Source organism: Domibacillus indicus, from assembly GCF_023715895.1.
In the GTDB taxonomy this organism is placed as follows: domain Bacteria; phylum Bacillota; class Bacilli; order Bacillales; family Domibacillaceae; genus Domibacillus; species Domibacillus indicus_A.
On the sequence record NZ_JAMBOO010000031.1, the window covers coordinates 18,272 to 39,210 of the forward strand.

Consider the following 20,939-nt stretch of genomic DNA (forward strand, 5'->3'; position numbering starts at 1 on the left):
GATTAAACGGTTTATTTCGTTTTCACAGGGAAAAGCGGTGTTCCATAAGGAATACCGCTTTTTTTATAGAGCTTGTCAGCAAAATATGTCAAGCCGTTCTACCCATTTAATTTGATCAAATTGGACAAGGAACACTTTTTTCTTAAATTCATGCTTATGCTTCTCTCTTTTCTTGAATTCATGCTTACGCTTCTCTCTTTTCTTGAATTCATGCTTATGCTTCTCTTTTTTCACATTCGCAACAACCTCAATAAAATCGTTTCCTACAAAGATAATTTTTCCTTGAATAACCTTTTCTTCTTCAAAGGCGATCTTAACACGCTCACCGATCAGCTGCCGGAAACGAAACACCATGCTGCTTCTTAATCCGCTTAAGCGAAAGCGGAAACGGTCATCGCATAGACATTGATGATGATGCCGAAAATCATTGTCCTTAAAACCTGTACAGCCGCATGAATGATGTTGGTGGTGGAAAAAACGATGATCATGCAGGTCGAAATCACGGTTCTTAAAGCCTTTACAACCGCATGAATGATGTTGGTGGTTAAAAAAGTGATGATCATGCAGGCCAAAATCATGATTCTTAAAGCCGCCTTTGCATCCACAAAAACTGTGTTGTTGATGATGCTTTCTGCACTCATCACAATGGAAATGCTGTGTGCTCACTATCTCTCCTACTTTCATTCTAAGATTAGATTTATCGAGCTTATATCAGTTTGACAGGATAAAAATTTTGAGGTTATTTTGCTAAGTGTCTCAACATTAAACAATCTCTTATCATGCCTATCTGAATTTATAAGCTTGCTGTCATTTTATGCTTACTCCATTAATCCGAATAAGCGTTGGCCCTTTTCAAATAAAATTCAAATAGGAACGTACCTATTAGTCTTTCATAAAAAAAAGAGTGGCTACAAATAGTAAGCCACTCTGTCTGGATAATGGTTATTCTATACTTGAAAATTCGGTTAGACTTTCTCTGTCCCTATTTACTACTAGTAAGTCTCCTTTATGAATAATCTGATCTGGAGATGGGGATACGGTGATGTCCATGCCGCTTACGATGGCAATGACACTGATGCCATATTTTGCACGGATATCAAGTTCTACAGACTCTTTTCAGCCATTCCGTGGGGATTAATAATTCTTCTATATTGTACTCTTTTGAAAATGTACTTATGTAGAAAACTTGTAGAAGGTCTGCTTATACGCAAAGGTCTAGGGAACTGGTACTTTATTGTACCGGGAACCAATGATACGTTCAGCTACATGGAAGAGACCTATACACACAGGTCAACACCCAGCTACCCGAAATTAAAATTAGCGACGAGGTTCATTATATCCACGATAATACTTGTGAATAAGTACACCCAAGAGCATTTGCCTGCGGTAACCTGATGATCATAAAACTTGCTTCAGTAAACGGCTGAAGCAAGTTTTATGATTATTATCGCAAAATAAAATGCAAAAATAGTTTCTTAAATAAAAAAAGCAAGACGAATAAACAGATTATTTCTAAAAAAGGTTGTATTTTAATTTTTCAGAATATAGAATAATGAAATAGTTATTGTTTACATCAGGAGGTTGCACAAGTGATTACATTTTTATCATCTATTATTCTTCTTTTATGCGGGTATCTTTTTTATGCAAAATTCGTTGAGCGTGTGTTTGTGATTAATGATGCACAGCAAACGCCAGCTTATGAAAAAACGGACGGTCTTGATTACGTTCCCATGCCATGGTGGAAAGGCTGGTTTATTCAGCTGTTAAATATCGCCGGACTCGGACCCATTTTCGGTGCAGTATCAGGCGCATTATATGGCCCGGTCGCTTTTATCTGGATCGTAGCCGGTTGTATTTTTGCAGGGGCCGTGCATGATTACTTTTCAGGTATGCTGTCACTACGCCATGGTGGTGCTCAATTTCCAGCTTTAGTAGCAAAATATTTGGGCAATGCTGTAAAATCAGCAGTCAACGTCATCTCTCTCATTTTAATGATTTTAGTAGCCGCTGCTTTTACAGCAGGACCGGCACAGCTGCTAACCCAATTAACGCCGCTTAGTTTTATGACCGCTCTTATTCTTGTTTTTACGTACTTTTTATTGGCTGCTGTTCTGCCTGTTAATCAAATTATCGGAAAGATTTATCCGATTTTTGGTGTTATTTTAGTTGTCATGGCTGTAGCTATTGGTGTAGCGCTTCTTTTTGGCGGCAAACCAATTCCTGAGCTGACTCTTGCAAACCTTCATCCGGCTGAGCTGCCTATTTGGCCGCTGATTATGGTAACCATCTCATGCGGTGCAATTTCTGGATTCCATTCTACCCAAAGTCCAATTGTTTCACGGACATTGAAAAAGGAGTCGGAAGGGCGCAAAGTGTTTTACGGAGCAATGATTGGAGAAGGTGTGATTGCCCTAATTTGGGCGGCGGCCGGCATGACATTCTTTGGCGGTACAGCGGGTCTTCAAGAAGCATTAGCTGCGGGTGGCCCTGCCGGGGTTGTAAATGAAATTTCTGTTTCACTGCTTGGCACATTTGGCGGCATTCTGGCGATTCTCGGTGTTATTATTCTGCCTATTACAACAGGCGACACGGCACTTCGTTCATCCCGTATGATTTTATCTGACTGGCTTTCTGGTTTTGTCAATATGGACCGGAAAGGAATGGTACTGATTATGACGATTGTGGTTAGCGTGCCTACTTTTTACTTATCAACCATTGACTATTCGTTCTTATGGCGGTATGTCGGTTGGAGCAATCAAGTTGTGGCAGCCGTGATGCTTTGGACGGCGGTTTCATATTTGCTGAAAGAAGGGAAAAACCACTGGATTGCCGGAGTGCCCGCTGTATTTATGACCGGGGTTGTCTGCACGTATATTTTTTATGCGCCAGAAGGGTTTGGTTTGGCATATGGAGTTTCAATGGCTATTGGTTTTACGCTTACTGCAATTGTGATTGCTTTATATGTAAGACAGATTTTGCGATATAAACGAATGGAGCCCGATTTACACGTTTCAGCTTCATAAAATGGGAAAGCATTCTGCATCTGCAGAATGCTTTTTTGTTATTTTTTATAAACTTCCTTTAATGAATGGGCCGGCAGCTAATTGGAACTGACCTCCATTTTTGAGATAGGGATCTGAACACCTTTTAAACAGCAAGCTGCCGATATTGGTTCGGCAGCTGGTTTTCTAATCTAATCCTCAAGACCAGAGAAAAAGCCCGTCGAAGGTTCTCGAACGGGCTACTTTGTTGTTTTATTTAGTTTTTTATTCATTAGATTGTAAAATAAAAGGATAGCATCTCTTATGATAATGCGTGCTGCCATAAGAATCTCCTACTTTACATATTACTCGATACGAGAGTGAGCATGTTTTTCATCAAATACATGTCTATCGAGATATTTATGGAACAACCATTCACCAACTGCAATAGCAATTGCCGAGATAAAAGAAGCGGCTAGAACATCTCCATCATTAATAAATAGTGATTTACTCATAAGCCAGACGACAAAGAAAGTTAATACTGCATCTAATAAAGTCGCAATACCATTTCTCTTAGAGTGATCCGCATTACGCTCACGATCGTCGCCTGCTTTGCGGAATACAAGCCAGCTCTGTTCTGGGTGTGGCTACCAGCATAAGGATGTAAAAAATCTCGCTGTACGGGTGTGGGAGTGTCCTTCCTGCGGCGTACGTCACGACCGGGACCTGAATGCGAGCCTGAATATTGAAAAAGAAGCCCTTCGGCTTCTTTCACTTCAGTCTATTTAAACTTGGTCATAAAACCGTTGGAATACGGGGTTAGCCTGATTACTGGGGGTCGAAGATCCTCTTGCCCAGGAATCCCCCACTTCAACCGTCAGGTAAGTGGGCGGTAGTTCAATTCTGCACCGGTATAAGCACAATATAAATTTTTGGCACCTATTATTTTTTGACAGTATATATGTGACCTGGGATTAGTTATTAAACGTTGGATTTAAACAACTGAATTTGATCTAAAGCTTTTCCTATTCCTAACGCTACACAATCAAGCGGGTCCTGAGCAATAAAAACCGGAATACCTGTTTTTTTGTTCAATTCATTATCTAAATTGTTTAACAAGGCTCCGCCTCCCGTTAACGTTATACCTCTGTCCATAATGTCAGCTGCTAGTTCTGGCGGCGTTTCTTCTAATGTCAGCCTCACTATATCTACTATAGCATTCACAGAGTCACTTAATACATCAGAGATTTCAGAACCCGAGATTTCAATCGTCTTTGGGAGCCCAGTAACCATGTCTCGTCCCCGCACGGCTTTTTTTATTTCATCTTTTAAATATCCAGCAGAACCAATTTCAACCTTTATACTTTCCGCTGTGCGCTCTCCTATCATCAAATTGTACCGCTTCCGGGCATAGTTAATAATTGCTTTGTCCATCTCATCCCCGGCTACTCGTATTGTGTTGCTGGTCACAATTCCCCCTAAAGAAATAACTGCCACCTCCGTTGTACCACCGCCAATATCCACCACCATGCTTCCAATTGGTTCCCAGACTGGTAAGCCTGCGCCGATGGCTGCTGCCAATGCCTCTTCTATTACATAAGCATCCCTCGCTCCTGCTTCTCTAGCTGCATCAGTAACAGCGCGCTGTTCAACCGCCGTAATGCTGGAAGGGACACAAATCATCACAAAAGGCTTGCCGCCCATCAGGCTTTTTTTGTTGGATTCCGTTAGAAAATGTTTTATCATAGCTGTCGTAGAGGCATAATCGGCAATAACCCCCTCCTTTAGAGGGTGAACAACCGCCACACCTTTAGGAGCACGCCCGAGCACCTCTTTGGCGGCGTGTCCAATGCTAGTAATTTTATTAGATTCTGTTTGAATCGCCACAACAGAAGGCTCTCGAAGCACAATACCTTTTCCCTTTACATAAACAAGTGTGTTTGCTGTTCCTAAGTCAATCCCAAGATCCTTCGCTCTAATTTTAAACATATTCCCTTCTCCCTCTGAACTGAGTTCTTCTTACTGACCGTTAACTGTTGCTTTAAGGATAACCATTGGGTAACAATAATAGTAATCTACAATAACATTATCAATCATTTATCATACTCGTTTTTCGTGATAAATATCGAATAGTGTCTGTAACCAAATTGTAAAGGATTTGGAACAACTTTGTATAGGAATTCCGTTTCCTTTCTTGTAATCAAAATCCAGTCTTCATCATCAACTTCGCTCCAAGCGTGCCTTATAGCTAAAGTTTGATCAAGGATAATTTGGCTGCTCTTTTTTCCAAGCCCTCAGGCTGTTGAAAGAATTTTGCGAGCTGTACGAAAAGAAAATTTGGGAAGACCTGCTTTCACAGCAGCAATACTACAATAAAAAAGCCAAAAAAGCGGTTTATCAGTAGGTGCCATTGGCCAATTACTAACAAAAGAGTACCTAGACAAAAGTATACTTTTGTATAGGTACTCTTTTGTATAGGTATTCTTTTGCACATATACACTTATTATGATTAACGTGTTTTCCTGAACCTAATATAACAGGAAGCACTCCCACTGTTTAGGATAGAAGCAATATATTTCTCCTATCAAAATTTAAAGATGAAAAATTCCCTTACGCAAGAGAGCGATTTAAAAGAATAACGAATAGAAGAACGATACTTTGAGCTACATGGAAGGGTTCTATACACATAGGTCAACACCTGACTATTCCATTGAAATGGGCAAGCTCAGCACGAAGCCCGGATATGTGGTGCTCAATCTGCTGGCCGTCTATTCCCCCGCCTATCAAGTATGGATCTGCTTTATCAGCAGGTTCCCGTAGTCAATCTGTATATGAAACGGTTAAAGGACCGATGGGTCATTCATATGAAAGATGCACGGTTAAATGGTGTTTGGGTTGAGTTAGCTGACTTTGTTAAACGCTCAGCAAAACAGGGACGTGTGCGTTATGTTCCTGAATATAAAGCACTCAGCATTGAGTCAGAGGAGGAATTGCTATCGGTTTCCCTTTCAGTCGATATTAAAGATTGGCTCCGAACCAAAGGAGAACAGACAGGCAAGAGTATGCAGGACATTGCTGCTGAGATCCCTGAAGAAGTATATAAACGCGATCAAGGACGCAGCGGGGATAATATCAATCATTTTTAAGTATTAAAGTAAAATTGGAGCTGACTTATTTAAGTCAGTCTTTTATTTTATTTCTGTGATTGTAATTGCCTGGTTCCTGTTTTAGTTAAGCGGAAAACCTGTTGCAAAAGCTATGTGGAAGGGACCACATGGCTTGAACCGCTACATATTTAACTTCAGTTTTCTAGAGAAAGGCTCTTCGTCGAATACAAACCGTGTTCGGAGCTTTTTTAAATAAATATATATGTGAATTTAGCACATAATATAAAAAAACAAATATGTATATAAAAAATTACGGTTCAGTAAACGGCATCTCAATTTTGACTATGAGTGTTTTAAAAATAAGAAAGCGGCCTGTTTATGTTTTTGAGACGTGGAAGATATAAGAATGGCGGCTTTTGATTTCTTACTAAAACTAAGGCGCTTCTTTAAAAAGCGCCTTAGCTCTATAATCGTTTTATTTATTCATCAAATCCGTTAGTAAGAATATCACCCAGTACATGAATTGCTTTTTCTTCGTCCCAGCCATTTGTGATGAGCGTCACGTTATCACCTCGACGAATTGCTGAGGCCATGATGCCCATAATGCTTTTCGCTGCTACCTTTTTTCATTCTTTATCAGCAAAATCTCACTGCTGAAGGAAGAAGCTTTCTGGACAAAATGAGATGCCATTCTTGATTCAAGACCAGGATCCAGTCCAATCACATTTTGTTTTTGAAGCATGTCATCTCGCCTTTCTAAATTCACCAAGTAGTTTTTATCCGGTTACTAATTCCCCTTATATTTTTTAATCGTCATTTTTGCGTTCTTTTAAATGCCAAACAGAACTCTGTAAATCACGACTTAATGTGGCTCAGCAAGATATTGGACTCTCCCCTTTTAAGCAAACAAAAGATATACTTGTATGAATTATGGTTAGAAAGTTCACAATTATTCTATCTATTTCTTACTTCACTAATTCCACTAATAAATCTCCCGTATTAATCGAGTCACCGTTCTGAATGTACATACTTTTTATTGTTCCATCAAATGGCGCCTGTACCGTGGTCTCCATTTTCATCGCTTCGGTAATCATAAGATGATCCCCGCGCTTCACTTTATCGCCTTTTTCAAGGATGATTTTAATGACCGTACCAGGCATTGTGGCCGCAATATGGCCCTCGTTCTTCGGATCTGCTTTTACTTTTGCATTGACGGCTGATTTGATGCTTTCATCTTTAATCACCACATCACGCGGCTGGCCATTCAGCTCAAAGCTTAAAATGCGTGTTCCATCTACCTGCGGGTGGCCGATCGAAACGAGTTTCATAATCAGTGTTTTTCCTGTTTCAATCTCAATTTCTTTTTCTTCACCGAGACGCATGCCGTACAGGAACGTTGGTGTATCGAGAACCGAAATATCGCCATACTGTGCTTTTACTTTTGCATAATCCGTAAACACTTTTGGATACAGGGCATACGCAATCACATCATGATCCGTTGGTTCTTCTCCGATCTCCTGCTCTAGCTCTTTGCGAAGAGCATCGAAATCAACGTCTTCCAAAAGTTCACCCGGACGTACGGTAATCGGTGATTTTCCTTTTAAGATGACTTTCTGCAGCTGCTCTGGGAAGCCGCCCACCGGCTGGCCAAGATAGCCTTCAAACAGTTCAATCACAGAGTCAGGGAAGTCGATTTTGTCGCCGCGAAGCAGCACTTCTTCTTCCGTCAGGTCATTCTGCACCATAAAGAGGGCCATATCCCCGACTACTTTAGAAGACGGCGTTACTTTGACAATATCACCAAACATAAGGTTTACGCGGCGGTACATATCTTTGACTTCATCCCAGCGGTCGCCAAGGCCGACGCCTTTCGCCTGCTGCTGAAGGTTCGAATACTGGCCGCCTGGCATTTCATGCTCGTAAATTTCCGTATGCGGCGCAAGCATCCCGCTTTCAAACGGCGCATAAAACTTGCGGACATCTTCCCAGTAGTAAGAGACTTTTTCAAGCGCATCAATGCGGACAGACGGAGCGCGGTCTGTTCCTTCGAGTGCATAGTGAAGCGTGTTGGCGCTTGGCTGTGATGTAAGCCCCGCCATTGTGCTGAGAGCCGTATCAACGATATCCACACCCGCTTCAATCGCTTTCGTGTACATCAGCACACCGTTGCCGCTTGTGTCGTGCGTATGCAGGTGAACCGGAATATCAACCGCTTCTTTTAATTCAGAAATCAGGCGGTAGGCAGCCTGCGGCTTCAAAAGGCCGGCCATATCTTTAATGCCCAGAATATGGGCACCCTGTGCTTCCAACTCTTTCGCCATGTTTTTGTAGTATTCTACATTGTATTTCGCACGGGATGGATCATCGATATCCCCTGTGTAACAAATCGCCGCTTCGGCAATTTTACCGGACTGGCGGACTGCATCGATGGCAACCTCCATGCCTTTTACCCAGTTTAAGCTGTCGAAAATACGGAACACATCAATGCCGGACTCGGCAGACTGCTGGACAAACTCTTGAATGACGTTGTCCGGATAGTTTTTGTAGCCGACCGCGTTCGATGCGCGAAGCAGCATCTGGAAGAGAATATTCGGTACCTGCTTGCGAAGCGTTTCAAGACGCTTCCACGGATCTTCTTTCAGGAAGCGGTACGCCACATCAAACGTGGCTCCTCCCCACATTTCCATTGAAAACAATTCTGAAAGAAGGCGGGCCGTTGCGGGTGCGATATGAGTCAGATCCGTCGTGCGGACGCGTGTTGCAAGCAGTGACTGATGAGCATCGCGCATGGTCGTATCCGTTAAGAGGACTTCTTTTTGTTCTTTTACCCAGTTTACAAGGCCTTCTGCACCCTGCTCATCCAGGATCTGCTTCGTTCCGCCCGCCGGTTTTTCGGACAGTTTCACTTTCGGGATGCGCGGCGTGTCAAAGACAGGCTTTTTCTTCTGCTCTATGCCCGGGAACCCGTTCACTGTGATCGTGCCGATGTAATTGAGCATTTTCGTTCCTCGGTCTTTTCGTTTCGGGAAGACAAACAGCTCAGGTGATTTGTCAATAAAAGACGTGTCATAGCTGCCTGAAATAAAATCTTCATGGCGCATCACGTTTTCCAAAAACGGAATGTTCGTTTTAATTCCGCGGATCCGGAATTCCTGCAGATTACGCGCCATTTTCGAGACTGCCTGCTCAAAGGTCATTGCATGAGTGGATACTTTTACGAGAAGCGAATCATAGTATGGCGTGATCACAGCTCCTTGGAAGCTATTTCCGGAGTCTAAGCGAACGCCGTAGCCGCCGCCGGAACGGTAAGCCATGATGCGGCCTGTATCGGGCATAAAGCCGTTTTCAGGGTCTTCCGTTGTGACACGGGACTGGATCGCATACCCCATAGTACAAATATCTTTCTGTTCCGGAATGCCTACTTTATCGCTATGAAGGCCATGGCCTTCGGCGACTAAAATTTGGGTCTGAACAATATCGATGCCCGTGATCAATTCAGTAATGGTATGTTCCACCTGAACACGCGGATTCACTTCGATAAAATAAAAATCTTCGCCAGCTGTTAAAAATTCAACAGTCCCTGCATTTAAGTAGTCGACGTTTTTCATCAGCTTTACAGCTGCTTCACAGATACGGTCACGCAGGTCTTCCGAAATCGAAACTGCCGGTGCTACCTCCACTACTTTCTGGTGGCGGCGCTGAACCGAACAGTCACGCTCATACAAATGAACGACATTTCCTTCATGGTCGCCGATAATCTGCACTTCAATGTGCTTTGGATTTTGAACAAACTTTTCTACATAAACTTCATCGTTGCCGAAAGCTGCTTTGGCTTCAGACTTCGCGCGGTCGTATGCTTCACGCACTTCTCCGAGGTTTTGAACAATCCGCATGCCGCGTCCGCCGCCGCCAAGAGCGGCTTTGATGATAATAGGGAAGCCATATTTTTTCCCGAATTCAATGACTTCATCCAAACTACCGACCGGTCCGTCTGTACCTGGAATAACCGGAATTTCCGCTTTTATTGCCTGTGTGCGTGCTTTTACTTTATCGCCAAACATATCAAGGTGAGCGGATTTCGGTCCAATAAAGATAATGCCTTCCTCTTCGCAGCGTCTCGCAAATTCGATATTTTCAGATAAAAATCCGTAGCCGGGATGAATGGCATCAACCTCTGCCTGCTTGGCAATTTCAATGATGCCCTCGATATCAAGATAAGCATCAATCGGTTTTTTTCCTTCTCCTACCAAGTACGCTTCGTCGGCTTTATAGCGATGATATGAACCTGAATCTTCCTTCGAGTAAACAGCTACTGTCCGGATATGTAGTTCTGTGCAGGCTCGGAATACGCGAATAGCAATTTCCCCACGATTTGCCACTAGAACTTTTTTGATTTTTTGGGTTGTCAAATCCATACTTAATCTGTCCCTTCACTAATAGCATTAATAGGAATAAAATAAACTGTTTCTCTTTTAAGAGAAACAGTTTACTTGTCTCATAAGAGGTCAATGAAAAAATGGTTAGATCTATTAACTTTTATATACAATATATCGATTCTTTTAGAGTCATAGCATCGACAAGTCCAACATTTTGATATAAATAACAGATACCTTAAACATTCATATCAAAATACAAGAATCGACTTAGATGAGCACATGCCCCATTAGAAAGCGATTACAATACGTTTTATACTAACTTAATTAGGGCATGGCTTTTTTATAACCTTCCTCTTCCATTTCTAGATCAAGCTTTTCCCTCGGTTCAATAATAGTGAAGAGAAGGATGAACGTCATTAAAGAGCAGGCTGATAAGAACATAAACACCGTATCCCAATTAAATGTATCTAAAATTAAACCTACTACGAACGGAGCAAAAGCACCGCCTAATGAGCCTCCTGTATTAACAATCGAAGCTGCAAGTGGCAATTTTTCTTTAGAGGCAATTCCCATAGGATATGCTAAAAACGTAGAATATCCTAAGTTCAGTAAGATACCCGTAACAAGAAGAAGGATACCTAAAAATATTGGGTCATTTGGTGCGTACAATAATGCATACATACTGAAAATGGTTGATGCTGCAGTCACGATCATAAGAGGCTTACGACGTTTATTAAAGAAGTTATCCGAAAGCCATCCGCCAATTAAGTTTCCTAACATAGCTCCTATCCATGGAGCTGAAGCAACAAATCCCATTTCCATGATGGAATACTTTTTAACGTCTACCAAATAAGTAGGGATCCATGTCATAATGGCATAAACAATACCGACCATGAAAAAGTAACCGAGCGTACAACCCCATATATTCCATGAAAGAAAAACCTTCTTAGTTGTATCCAAAGAATCTACTTTCTTGGTACGAATAATTTTATCCAACCATTTCATGGAATATTTTTTCTTAGTTCCTTTTGATTTTACATCAGGAGTTGAAAGTTCCTCAGATCTGATATAATCTATTTCCTCTTTTGAGCAGTGCGGGCTTTCTTCTGGAGTATCCCTTACCAGCCAGAACCAAACTAGAGAGAATAATATACCCGGAATAGCAAATACATAGAAAACCTCACGCCAGCCAAAATGTAAAATAATAAACGCACACAACGGAGGAACGATCGCCGGAGCAAACTTGATGGCTGACATATAAATACCTGTCGCAGTTCCCTTCTCCTTCCCAGGGAACCATCGGTTAATAGTCGTAATAATTCCGACTGGCAGTGGTCCCTCTGCCACACCTAGTAAAAGTCTTCCAATCTTAAGTTGGAGAGCCGAAGTAGCCGTACCCATAAAAAATGTTGCCACTGAAGTAACAATCATAGAAAAGGTAAATATTTTACGCGTTCCGAATTTACTATAGATAAATCCAGATGGAATCTGGATAAGAGCATATCCGAGATAAAAAAGACTAGCCATTGCACCAATATCGGTATTACTCAACTCAAATTCTTTTTGAAAATATGGAATAACCACACTTATATTAGCCCTGTCTGCCCCGGCAATCATGTAAGTTATAAAGATTATGGCCATGACTACCCAACGAAATCGAGTCTTTTTTTGTAATGAATTCTGCATTATGTTACTCTCCTTCTGATAAAGACTTCGCTGTAACATAGATTTCCTTCTAATTTATTTAGTGAAAATCTCCTCGTTATCATGTACTTCATTTGTAAATTCCCTTAATATAAAGATTTTCAAATGCTTTAAATCTAAAAGAATGGAAAACTCTAGTTTAATTTCCCAGCACCCTGATAAATGCCCGGGAAATTCTAGAGCAGTCTATAGAAAGCGGTTGCCATCAGCACTACTTAAATAGCAATACATAAAATAACTTACACTCTTGGAATAGTTGCTGCCAGAATGCGCAAGTTATAAAAACATAGCATACACCATAGTTAGTCTCAATAACCTTAAATCAAATTATTTAGACTAATTTCATTTAAAAGTGAATGACTTATCTTTAAACTCGCAGCCTCGGTCTTCAAGATTTTTATCAACCCATGTCCGGTCCCAACTCATATTACTGATAGCTTCCATTTCCTGTTGTTCTTTAAGCAGTTTAGCTTTGGATTTTTCTAGCAATTCATCCGCGTCCTTTGGATTAATGACCACAACACCGTCATCGTCACCGACTAAAATATCACCAGGTTGAACTGCTACTCCTCCACAAGAAACAGGAACATTAATTTCTCCAGGTCCATCTTTATATGGACCCCGCGGATTAACTCCTGCTGCGTAAATTGGGATATCCATTTCTTTTAAAGCTCTTACATCGCGAATAGCACCATCAATTATTATCCCGCCTAACTCTCTTTTTTGAGCCCATAATGCCATTAATTCACCCATAATTGCATTTGTTAAATCACCTTGAGCATCCACAACTAATATATCGCCGGGTTGGGCAAGATCAAGTGCTTTATGAAAGACTAGATTGTCACCGGGACGTGTTTTAACTGTAAAAGCGGGCCCAAGTAAAGGCACATCATTAATTGGGCGAATTTTAGAATTCATGCAAAACATACGATTCATATTATCCGCAATTACAGAGACTGGTAAACCATTAAACTGTTTTATTACTTCTTTAGTTGGTCGATTAATATTTGAGTATACACGCATTCCAACATTAGACATAACTTAATTCCCCTTTTCTATTTTTAATTCATTTATTAAGTGTCAAACAGCAGGTGAAGTCAGTATCACTACATTGTCAGGCGTGTTCCCTGCTTCGACTTTACTTATATTTTCAAAGGATACGCGCAGTACAGTTTCTAACACATCTCTAGTCACGCCCCTAAGAAAGCGATTACAATGATTTCATATCTAACTTCATTAAGACATTACAACCCTGTTTAAAGATTCCTCATTACTCATCAGCCTAACTATTTCATCGACAGCCTCTGTTCCCATTCGAATAAGCGCATCCCTTGTATTTGCTCCATTGTGCGGAGTCCCAATAAAATTATTACATGTTAACAACGGATGCTCTTTTGAAACAGGTTCTTCGGCAAATGCATCGATAGCTGCACCAAATAATTTGTTTTGCTGTAATGCATCATATAGATCCTTTTCATTGATCACTTTTCCTCTTGATGTATTAATTAGGACTGCATTTTCTTTCATCAAGGAGAGCTCACGTGCGGAAATCAAATTCTCTGTATCCTTTGTCAAAGGTACTGAGATACTAACTATCTCACTTTCTTTTAGTACTTGATCTAAATGTTCACACTTTATAAATCCTTCTTTTTCACAGATTGATTCGCTTGCGTATGGATCATATACAAGCACTTTCGTATTAAAAGCCGCTTTTAGTTTCGTACCTACTAATGTACCTATACGTCCAAGTCCAATTAATCCAACAGTTTTATTTTGCAGCTCAAAACCAGCCAATTCAAATGGAGAATTTTTTTCAATACCTTCTTTAACCATATTATGTGCCATGGTAACTTTCCTGGCACAGTTTAATGCTAGAGCAATAACAAATTCAGCAACTGAGTTCATATTCGCTTGAGGAGTATTTGTCACTATAATCCCTTTGCTCTTTGCATAATCCAAATCTATATTGTCTACTCCCACTCCATGCTTTGCGATTATTTTTAGATTTGGCATTTGATCCATTATTTCTTTTGTCATTTTAAATGTCCGTACAATAACTGCTTCTGCAATAGGGTAGTCTTTACTCTCTACATTTCTCCAATCAACTATATCTAATCTCTCTATCGCGTATTCCAAGGCCTCTGAATCAATAGGGTCGAGAATTAAAGTTTTCATAAAATTCACCTCATATATAAAAGAATAAGATCCCGTAATTAAATATTTCACTTCATGTACTGCCTGCTCTTTTTCTACATCAATCAAATGAGCCTAGTATTTAACCTCTATGCCTGGACTTTTGAAGGCGTTTACTATTTATTGTATTACTTTGAATGCCCTTTCAAGACAAATGACTTTACAGTTCGATGTTATTTCTCTCCCCCATTCAATTAGACAAAATCTTTAATTAACTTTATATTAAATATTAATATAATGATTGTAAAACGAATAAATTACCTATTTAATAACATAAAAATTGCTATTCGGAGGCGGAATAATGGATTTTGATTCTATTGAAACTTTTCTCGCAGTTGTTCGAACAAAAACGATCAGTGGCGCAGCACAAGAATTACACGTAGCGCAAACGACTGTTAGTCAGCGAATTAAGGTACTTGAAAAAGAATTTGGGGTTCAATTAATTGAGCGTGGGAAAGGAATAAAACAAATCATTATAACTCCTTTAGGTGAAGAATTTTATAAATTAGCAGAAGAATGGAGTCGTATAGAACAAGAAGCAAATCTGTTAAAAACTCAAGGTCCACGATTATCTTTAACCATTGGGGGAGTTGACAGCACTAATACCTTTGTTTTGCCAAGGGTCTTTAAAAAACTAAGTAACCATCAGCCTCCAATAAAGCTTCAAATCCATACTTTACATTCTGATATTTTATACTCAGAAGTCGAAAAAAGACATATTGATGTAGCCTACACCCTTAGAGAAAGAATTCATCCAAATGTGAATGTTGAAAAGTGCTTTATATCGCCTATGGTCGTTCTTAAGCCTTCTGATACGAGTGGCTATAGTTCAGAGAAACTTGACCCTAAAGAATTAGACTCTAATTACGAATTATTTATGCCGTGGGGGCTCGAATATCAATCCTGGCATCGCTATTGGTGGGATCCTTTGTCGATTTCCAGAACAAAATTAGACAGTACTCATTTACTTTTATATCTTCTCCAAGATCCCATGCAGTGGGCGATTGTCCCAAGCTGGATAGCTAATGAAGCAATTAAACGGGGGAATTACAAAATTTATGAGCTTACAGATTCCCCTCCAGATTATACAGTTTATAAACTTACTCACATAAAGCAAACACTGCTTAAGCAAAAGGCTTTAGAAACATTGGATCATCTCTTTCAGGAAGAGTTTGGTTAAACGTTCCTGTCACCATTGGCAAGACTGGTGCTGATATAAACCTAAAAGCATGCAGCAAATCAAACCAATCAAAGCCATTTAAATGCGGTATCATAGAGGGTTCTAAATGGAAAGAACCGCTGATTTGCTTTACTAATGTGTTTTATTTTTGTCCTGAGGTGATTCAGGCGAGAAACCAAACAACCAGCCGCCGGTTACGTACCGGCAGCTGGCTGCTTAAAGGTGTTTTGAACTTTGTCTTAAAAATGGGGCAGTATTTTTCTATACTTTGCTGGTGGTTTGTCCAACTTCATATCCGTAATAACTCCCAAGTACTTGTACACGACAGCCGAGTGCTTCTATTTCAGCAAATGCACCGGGAACAAGCACATCATCCATACGCTGGGCAACATCAATAATGAAAAAGTAGTTGCCAAGACCGGTTTTTAGCGGCCGTGATTCGATTTTGGTAAGATTCAAGTTTCGCCAGGCAAATGTTGCGAGGGCTTGGTGCAGAGTGCCGGGCCTATCGGTTGGCAGTGTTACAATAATGGTCGTTTTGCCCCCTGTTTGCGGCAATGAAAACGTCAATTCTTCATGGGTTTTGGACAGCACCAGAAAACGGGTATGGTTAAAGTTGAAATCATGAATATCCGCCTGGGCCGTAAACAATCCGTATTCTTCTGCCGATAATGAGTTGGCAATGGCAGCAATACACTGCTCTGGATGTTCGTTTACATACTTTGCGGCAGCGGCTGTTGATGTCATTTGCCGGGCCGGAACACCATGAAATTCACGATGCAAAAATTTATGACACTGCGCAATGGCATGAGAATGCGATAATATACGCTCGGCCTTCTTCCAGCGCAGGGCATGATTTGGATGAACGAGCAAGTGCTGCTGAATGGGTGCTGTTAACTCCCCTATAATTGTCAGATTAGCTTCATGAAAAAGATGATCGATGGTCATATTAACCGTGCCTTCAATTGTGTTTTCAATCGGTACAACAGCGAAATCCACCTGGTCCTCCAGTACAAAATCCATACATTCCGGAATCGTAACACATGGAATGCGTTCATCATCCGGAAATGCACCTGAGACAACGCTATCAGTGAACGTTCCTGCCGGTCCTAAAAAAGCAATTTTTCTCAAGTCTTTCACTCCATTCCTATCATCCAAATAGTTTAAGTGTTCAATCCGAGTACTTCAACCGTATTAACCCACTTAAGCCTTTTCAGCTGGCTGTTTTGTTGGCTACTCCCTTTTTCTTTAAGTTTTTGAAAACTAGTATATAATTTTCCTTAGACTTTGACTGGCGTAATTGCCTTTTCATTTTTCAGAACTTTTATAACAGTAAAAGTTCCCAATCATTATCAGGAACTCTGTCATAGCTAGTTCACTTTTACAAGCTTCCTAGTAAGATTAGAAATTCATCAAAACTGATTATTACATTTCAACATCTTCTGTTACTAAACGTTTATTTTTTAATGATGAAATCATTGTAATAAAAATAGCAATAATCGCAATGACCAAAATTGTTCCAGAGATAGGACGAATAAAGAATCCAAAAAAGTTTCCTTCAAAAATAGTCAATGATTGAATTAATGTTTGTTCAAGCAGCTCGCCTAGAACAAAAGCTAAAATAATAGGCGCCAGAGGAAAATCAGCCTTTTTAAGAAAATAGCCAATAATACCAAAGATCAACATTGCTCCCACATCAAATAAACTGTTATTTAAACTGTAAGTACCTACAAGAATAATCATAATGATGATCGGAAACAGTAACCGGAAAGGAACCATGGTGATTTTAGCCCATAAATTCGCCATTGGTAAATTCATAAATAACAGCATTACGTTTCCGATAAACATACTGGCAATAACTGCCCAGACAAAATCAGGCTCCTTTTGGAATAAGGTAGGTCCTGGCGTAAGTCCGTGCATTACAAACGCTCCTAATAAAACAGCAATAGTAGGAGAACTCGGTATGCCCAACGTAAATAAAGGAATTAAAGCGCCGCCGCTATATGAATTGTTTGCCGTCTCTGGTCCAGCAACTCCCTCTACTGCTCCATTACCAAATCGGGAAGGGTCCTTCGCGAGCTTTTTTTCCATAGAGTAGCTTAATATAGTTGGGATAACAGAGTTTGTCCCTGGGATTAAACCTATAAAAAAGCCTAAGATACTACCTCTCCCTATTGATTTCATTGTAGGCTTCCACTCATCTCGTTTCGGAAAAAGCCCGCTCACTTTCGGCGGCTTTTGAGCATTTGCCCCCATTTGAGATTCAGCATTTAAAAACAGCTCTGATAAACCAAAGAGTCCCATTGCAATAGAAATAAAATCAATACCACTCATTAAGTGTGTCTGATCAAATGTAAAACGAAGGGTTCCTGTACCCTGATCCATTCCAATAAACGCTAAAGTCAATCCGAACAGTGCACTGATTCCACCTTTGATTAATGATTTTCCCATTAGACCAAGCAGCAGCGCCATTCCCATAAATACCAATGCAAAAAATTCTGGAGGCCCAAATTGCAGTGCTACTCTTGCAAGAGCAGGACCAATTAACACAAGGCCGATGATTGAAACACAGCCGCCTAGAAACGAGCCAATAGCAGAAACTCCCAAGGCTACACCCGCCCGCCCCTGTTTTGCCAGAGGATGCCCATCAAAACAAGTGATTAGTGAAGCGGCCTCTCCCGGGGTGTTTATTAAAACAGACGTGATCGTCCCACCATACATAGATCCATAGTATATACCTGAAAGCATGATAATTGCCGAAATAGGTTCAAGAGCAAAAGTCAGTGGAAGAAGTAGAGCCGTGCCAGCTGTGGGACCAAGCCCTGGCAATACACCAATAAACATGCCAAGAGAAACCCCGATCAAACAATAAAGCAAATTAGCCCATGTTAATGCTTCACCGAAACCTGATAATAGATAGCCTAGTGATTCCATTACATCCTCCTACCAACCGTATTTATTTACTGGCAACGGAATGCCGAGCAGACTTCCAAAAACCCAAAAGACTACACAAGCAACAACCGTAGACATTCCAAGTCCCCAGTACCACTTATAACCGCGACTGAATAACAGAGATAGCGTAAGAATGCTGCTTAAGAGAAAACCTGCATAGGGAACGATTACGATGAAAAGTAATAAAGACCCCATACTCGCTAGTAGACTTACCAAACCTGCACCTTTCGGTAAAACATTCTCAAATAGGATTCTTTCTTTTTTAAATGCAAGGAATAAGTAGATCAGTGACAAAACAATAATAATTCCGCTTGTCCAAGTTGGAAGGAATCCAGGTCCTGGTCCATACTCGCTGTAATAATCAAGCGAGAGTGATTGCCAAAAAATGATTCCAGCGAAGACAAGGAAGAAAAGACCTACGTAAAAGCTTAAGTTTTTCAAAAGACATCAGTCCTTTAGTATTTTTTTCTACTATTATTTAGAGCACATTTAATAGAATTTAGTATGGAAATATGAGTGATAGGAAGAAAGAGCTTTCTCTTCCTTCCCCACTAATTTACACAACTACTACTTTACCAATTCAATAGATCTTTAATTCCTTCAATTTCCTTTTCTTCTTTCTGTAAGGAAGCTTCGAAGGCTTCAGGGTCTTGATAGTTAACCTGCAATCCTGTCTCTTCCATTTTCTTAATATGTTCTTCGTTTTGAATGGCTTTTTCAAATGCATCACGCAATACTTTCATTTTTTCCTCATCTACACCTTTTGGTGCAGCATACCCACGACTTGACGAAGAAACAACCCCTTCAAATCCTTCCTCTTCTAAAGTTGGGACATCAGGTAGAAGTGGTGAACGCTCTTTACTCATTACTGCAAGGACTTTGATTTCTTTATCGTTGTACAATGTTGTCACATCACCAACATTTGCAAACAATACGTCTACATGACCACCTAGTACAGCTGTTGTACTTTCACCTGCGCCACCGTTTTGAACAGCATTAAATTTTGTTCCAAAGGTTTTGTTCATTTTTAATGCTGCAATGTGGTCATCGCCCGCAACACCCGTTGATGTAGTAGTGGTAGTATTCTTCTTTGCATATTCTATTAATTCTTCTAGATTATTAAATCGATCTTCATCTTTTTTAATTGCGATTACTCCAGGATCAGTAATTTGATTTGCGATTAATTCAAAGTCGTCCAAGTTTTCGTCACGGCCTGCATTAGGGTCCATATAGCCCGTCGTTAAATTTGGTGTGTTAATAAGTGCAATCGTATTTCCATCTGGCTCAGAATTTAAGAGTTCTTCCCAGCCAACCCAGCCACCGCCGCCTGGTTTGTTTACTACAACTACTGGTACGCCAAGTTCTTTTTCAACATACTGCATAAGTGTACGTGTTCCAAGATCGGAACTTCCACCGGCTGAGTATGAAACGATTACCTCAATGGGATCAGAAGGATATGTTTCTGATGCGCTTCCACTTTTACTAACACTTTGTTTGTTCGAACAAGCTGATAAAACCAGAGTAAAACTCAAAAGCATAACAGCAAGCATTTTAACTCTATTTATCTTTAAGAACATTTAAATACCCCCTTTTAAATTGTGAATTATATTTTGTTTTTCAAAACTTTTTAAAAGATATCAGGCCAAGCCCTATTGTGATTGCACTTTCAAAAAGTATTTTCTTGCTGGCTTCTTGTATTTACTAATAAATAATGATCAAGAATTTTGCTGACACTCTTTGATTGAATTATCTCTTGGTCTATATCCATTTCCATCGAATTTGAGAAGAACGATATTACTCCTTCTGTTACATAGGATTGAAGTTCAGCATTCTTAATTAAGTCAAAGCTGTCCAGAACCTCTTTATACCTACGGTTCTTATGAATGACATGGGTAGTAATAAGAGCCTCAGCAAAAGTACTAAAGTCATTATTATTGATTGTTTTTGAAATGCTTTGCATGACTTCATCCGAAACTTCATAATGCTTAGCAGTAATCAACGTTTCTAAGGTAAGCGCTTCCAAACTTTTCATAAAAATGCTTCTTAATAATTTAATACTGGCTGCTCTGCCATTGGGATGGTTTATAGCTTGAGCGTTAAATCCCACTGAGTTTAACAGTAATTCCACTTTTTCCGAATGCTCTCCAGCTATCAGCAAGGGAATTTGCATCTGTTCCGTAGCCACAGTACCCATAATGGAAGCGTCTACATAAATACCGTTATTAGATGCAATCAGCGTTTCACTCCTTACCTTTACTTGAGGAGTGCTTGTGGTAAGATCTAAAAATATTGCACCCTTTTTTATTCCCTTGACCACTCCTTCGGCTACTGTTTCAGAAGCTGAACTGCTTACTAATGAAAGAATAACATCACAGTATTCTCCAATTTGTTCAATTCTTTCAGCGGCATTAGCGCCTATTTTGCTTATTATATCCAACAGAATACT

The 20,939-nt window shown here is 40.2% G+C and carries 19 protein-coding genes and 1 pseudogene; 4 read left to right on the forward strand and 16 right to left on the reverse strand.

Features of this window, described 5'->3' with window-relative positions:
• Positions 1–75 precede the first annotated feature (75 nt).
• The 3 genes from M3221_RS22880 to M3221_RS22890 form a co-directional block, all read right to left on the reverse strand.
• Positions 76–351, reverse strand: a complete 276-nt coding sequence (locus M3221_RS22880; RefSeq protein ID WP_251274153.1) for a hypothetical protein — start codon at positions 349–351, stop codon at positions 76–78.
• Positions 352–371: 20 nt separating this feature from the next.
• Entirely contained in the window at positions 372–641 is a 270-nt protein-coding gene (locus M3221_RS22885; RefSeq protein WP_251274155.1) for a hypothetical protein, read from the reverse strand.
• Between the two features lie 301 nt (positions 642–942).
• On the reverse strand, positions 943–1,050 hold the full coding sequence (locus M3221_RS22890) for a hypothetical protein (RefSeq protein ID WP_251274156.1): 108 nt from the start codon (positions 1,048–1,050) through the stop codon (positions 943–945).
• A 539-nt stretch (positions 1,051–1,589) separates the two neighbouring features.
• Between M3221_RS22890 and M3221_RS22895 the strand changes: the two genes are divergently transcribed.
• Positions 1,590–3,023 carry a carbon starvation CstA family protein gene (locus tag M3221_RS22895; protein WP_251274158.1) on the forward strand — a complete coding sequence of 478 codons (1,434 nt, stop codon included), beginning with the start codon at positions 1,590–1,592 and terminating at the stop codon, positions 3,021–3,023.
• Positions 3,024–3,346: 323 nt separating this feature from the next.
• Here the strand turns inward: M3221_RS22895 and M3221_RS22900 are convergent, their stop codons facing one another.
• Positions 3,347–3,544 carry a DUF2512 family protein gene (locus M3221_RS22900; RefSeq protein ID WP_311316168.1) on the reverse strand — a complete coding sequence of 66 codons (198 nt, stop codon included), beginning with the start codon at positions 3,542–3,544 and terminating at the stop codon, positions 3,347–3,349.
• A gap of 58 nt (positions 3,545–3,602) precedes the next feature.
• Between M3221_RS22900 and M3221_RS22905 the strand changes: the two are divergent.
• Positions 3,603–3,770: pseudogene (locus tag M3221_RS22905) on the forward strand (zinc ribbon domain-containing protein); the annotation flags it as partial.
• A gap of 192 nt (positions 3,771–3,962) precedes the next feature.
• Here the strand turns inward: M3221_RS22905 and mreB are convergent.
• Positions 3,963–4,970 carry a rod shape-determining protein gene (gene mreB, locus M3221_RS22910; RefSeq protein WP_251274162.1) on the reverse strand — a complete coding sequence of 336 codons (1,008 nt, stop codon included), beginning with the start codon at positions 4,968–4,970 and terminating at the stop codon, positions 3,963–3,965.
• An 875-nt stretch (positions 4,971–5,845) separates the two neighbouring features.
• Here mreB and M3221_RS22915 point away from each other — a divergent pair.
• Positions 5,846–6,127: a hypothetical protein gene (locus M3221_RS22915; RefSeq protein WP_251274164.1), complete on the forward strand. Its 282-nt coding sequence runs from the start codon at positions 5,846–5,848 to the stop codon at positions 6,125–6,127.
• Between the two features lie 440 nt (positions 6,128–6,567).
• Here M3221_RS22915 and M3221_RS26645 read toward each other — a convergent pair whose 3' ends face one another.
• The 6 genes from M3221_RS26645 to M3221_RS22940 all read right to left on the reverse strand — a co-directional run bounded on the left by M3221_RS26645 (position 6,568) and on the right by M3221_RS22940 (position 14,343).
• The gene (locus M3221_RS26645) at positions 6,568–6,690 is read right to left on the reverse strand and encodes an HPr family phosphocarrier protein (protein WP_311316167.1); all 123 of its coding nucleotides are present in this window, start codon (positions 6,688–6,690) and stop codon (positions 6,568–6,570) included.
• A 14-nt stretch (positions 6,691–6,704) separates the two neighbouring features.
• Positions 6,705–6,830, reverse strand: coding sequence for an HPr family phosphocarrier protein (locus tag M3221_RS26925; protein ID WP_396395321.1), 126 nt, complete (start codon positions 6,828–6,830; stop codon positions 6,705–6,707).
• A 223-nt stretch (positions 6,831–7,053) separates the two neighbouring features.
• Entirely contained in the window at positions 7,054–10,503 is a 3,450-nt protein-coding gene (gene pyc / locus M3221_RS22925) for a pyruvate carboxylase (RefSeq protein ID WP_251274166.1), read from the reverse strand.
• Between the two features lie 285 nt (positions 10,504–10,788).
• The gene (locus tag M3221_RS22930) at positions 10,789–12,150 is read right to left on the reverse strand and encodes an MFS transporter (protein ID WP_251274170.1); all 1,362 of its coding nucleotides are present in this window, start codon (positions 12,148–12,150) and stop codon (positions 10,789–10,791) included.
• Positions 12,151–12,510: 360 nt separating this feature from the next.
• Positions 12,511–13,206, reverse strand: coding sequence for an RraA family protein (locus M3221_RS22935; RefSeq protein WP_251274172.1), 696 nt, complete (start codon positions 13,204–13,206; stop codon positions 12,511–12,513).
• Between the two features lie 198 nt (positions 13,207–13,404).
• Positions 13,405–14,343: a hydroxyacid dehydrogenase gene (locus M3221_RS22940; RefSeq protein ID WP_251274174.1), complete on the reverse strand. Its 939-nt coding sequence runs from the start codon at positions 14,341–14,343 to the stop codon at positions 13,405–13,407.
• A gap of 319 nt (positions 14,344–14,662) precedes the next feature.
• On the opposite strand from M3221_RS22940, the gene M3221_RS22945 reads away from it, so the two are divergent.
• Positions 14,663–15,541: a LysR family transcriptional regulator gene (locus tag M3221_RS22945; RefSeq protein WP_251274176.1), complete on the forward strand. Its 879-nt coding sequence runs from the start codon at positions 14,663–14,665 to the stop codon at positions 15,539–15,541.
• 261 nt (positions 15,542–15,802) lie between these two features.
• Here M3221_RS22945 and pheA read toward each other — a convergent pair whose 3' ends face one another.
• The 5 genes from pheA to M3221_RS22970 all read right to left on the reverse strand — a co-directional run bounded on the left by pheA (position 15,803) and on the right by M3221_RS22970 (position 20,930).
• A complete protein-coding gene (gene pheA, locus M3221_RS22950) occupies positions 15,803–16,672 on the reverse strand; it encodes a prephenate dehydratase (protein ID WP_251274178.1) in 870 nt (289 codons plus the stop codon).
• Between the two features lie 294 nt (positions 16,673–16,966).
• Entirely contained in the window at positions 16,967–18,475 is a 1,509-nt protein-coding gene (locus tag M3221_RS22955; RefSeq protein WP_251274180.1) for a tripartite tricarboxylate transporter permease, read from the reverse strand.
• 9 nt (positions 18,476–18,484) lie between these two features.
• The gene (locus M3221_RS22960; protein ID WP_251274182.1) at positions 18,485–18,934 is read right to left on the reverse strand and encodes a tripartite tricarboxylate transporter TctB family protein; all 450 of its coding nucleotides are present in this window, start codon (positions 18,932–18,934) and stop codon (positions 18,485–18,487) included.
• A gap of 131 nt (positions 18,935–19,065) precedes the next feature.
• A complete protein-coding gene (locus tag M3221_RS22965; protein WP_251274184.1) occupies positions 19,066–20,070 on the reverse strand; it encodes a tripartite tricarboxylate transporter substrate binding protein in 1,005 nt (334 codons plus the stop codon).
• Between the two features lie 89 nt (positions 20,071–20,159).
• Positions 20,160–20,930, reverse strand: coding sequence for an NAD(P)-binding domain-containing protein (locus M3221_RS22970; RefSeq protein ID WP_251274187.1), 771 nt, complete (start codon positions 20,928–20,930; stop codon positions 20,160–20,162).
• Positions 20,931–20,939 lie beyond the last annotated feature (9 nt).

Excerpts from the sequence above, each read along its gene's own strand:
- pyc (WP_251274166.1), bottom strand. The coding sequence starts at position 10,503 with ATGGATTTGACAACCCAAAAAATCAAAAAAGTTCTAGTGGCAAATCGT.
- M3221_RS22915 (WP_251274164.1), top strand. The coding sequence starts at position 5,846 with ATGAAAGATGCACGGTTAAATGGTGTTTGGGTTGAGTTAGCTGACTTT.
- M3221_RS22935 (WP_251274172.1), bottom strand. The coding sequence starts at position 13,206 with ATGTCTAATGTTGGAATGCGTGTATACTCAAATATTAATCGACCAACT.
- M3221_RS22940 (WP_251274174.1), bottom strand. The coding sequence starts at position 14,343 with ATGAAAACTTTAATTCTCGACCCTATTGATTCAGAGGCCTTGGAATAC.
- M3221_RS22890 (WP_251274156.1), bottom strand. The coding sequence starts at position 1,050 with ATGGACATCACCGTATCCCCATCTCCAGATCAGATTATTCATAAAGGA.
- M3221_RS26925 (WP_396395321.1), bottom strand. The coding sequence starts at position 6,830 with ATGCTTCAAAAACAAAATGTGATTGGACTGGATCCTGGTCTTGAATCA.
- M3221_RS22885 (WP_251274155.1), bottom strand. The coding sequence starts at position 641 with ATGAGTGCAGAAAGCATCATCAACAACACAGTTTTTGTGGATGCAAAG.
- M3221_RS22965 (WP_251274184.1), bottom strand. The coding sequence starts at position 20,070 with ATGTTCTTAAAGATAAATAGAGTTAAAATGCTTGCTGTTATGCTTTTG.
- M3221_RS22955 (WP_251274180.1), bottom strand. The coding sequence starts at position 18,475 with ATGGAATCACTAGGCTATCTATTATCAGGTTTCGGTGAAGCATTAACA.
- M3221_RS22945 (WP_251274176.1), top strand. The coding sequence starts at position 14,663 with ATGGATTTTGATTCTATTGAAACTTTTCTCGCAGTTGTTCGAACAAAA.
- M3221_RS22930 (WP_251274170.1), bottom strand. The coding sequence starts at position 12,150 with ATGCAGAATTCATTACAAAAAAAGACTCGATTTCGTTGGGTAGTCATG.
- M3221_RS26645 (WP_311316167.1), bottom strand. The coding sequence starts at position 6,690 with ATGGGCATCATGGCCTCAGCAATTCGTCGAGGTGATAACGTGACGCTC.
- mreB (WP_251274162.1), bottom strand. The coding sequence starts at position 4,970 with ATGTTTAAAATTAGAGCGAAGGATCTTGGGATTGACTTAGGAACAGCA.